Here is a 529-nt window from a genome sequence, read left to right as displayed (position 1 = left end):
TTCTGAGGATGTCAAGAGTAGGTAAGGTTCTTCGCGTTGCATCGAATTAAACCACATGCTCCACCGCTTGTGCGGGCCCCCGTCAATTCATTTGAGTTTTAACCTTGCGGCCGTACTCCCCAGGCGGTCTACTTAATGCGTTAGCTTGAGAACCCAGTGTTCTAGACACCAAATTCCGAGTAGACATCGTTTACGGCGTGGACTACCAGGGTATCTAATCCTGTTTGCTCCCCACGCTTTCGTACCTGAGCGTCAGTCTTTGTCCAGGGGGCCGCCTTCGCCACCGGTATTCCTCCAGATCTCTACGCATTTCACCGCTACACCTGGAATTCTACCCCCCTCTACAAGACTCTAGTTTGCCAGTTCGAAATGCAGTTCCCAGGTTGAGCCCGGGGCTTTCACATCTCGCTTAACAAACCGCCTGCGTACGCTTTACGCCCAGTAATTCCGATTAACGCTTGCACCCCTCGTATTACCGCGGCTGCTGGCACGAAGTTAGCCGGTGCTTCTTCTGCGAGTAACGTCACAG

1 rRNA gene is annotated in these 529 nt (G+C 52.9%); it reads right to left on the bottom strand.

Annotated elements, in window-relative coordinates:
- Positions 1–529: ribosomal RNA gene (locus LZP69_RS15910) — 16S ribosomal RNA — on the bottom strand; the annotation flags it as partial.

This window comes from Shewanella sp. AS1, from assembly GCF_021412565.1.
GTDB lineage: Bacteria > Pseudomonadota > Gammaproteobacteria > Enterobacterales > Shewanellaceae > Shewanella.
This window is presented reverse-complemented; position numbering and strand designations above follow the sequence as displayed.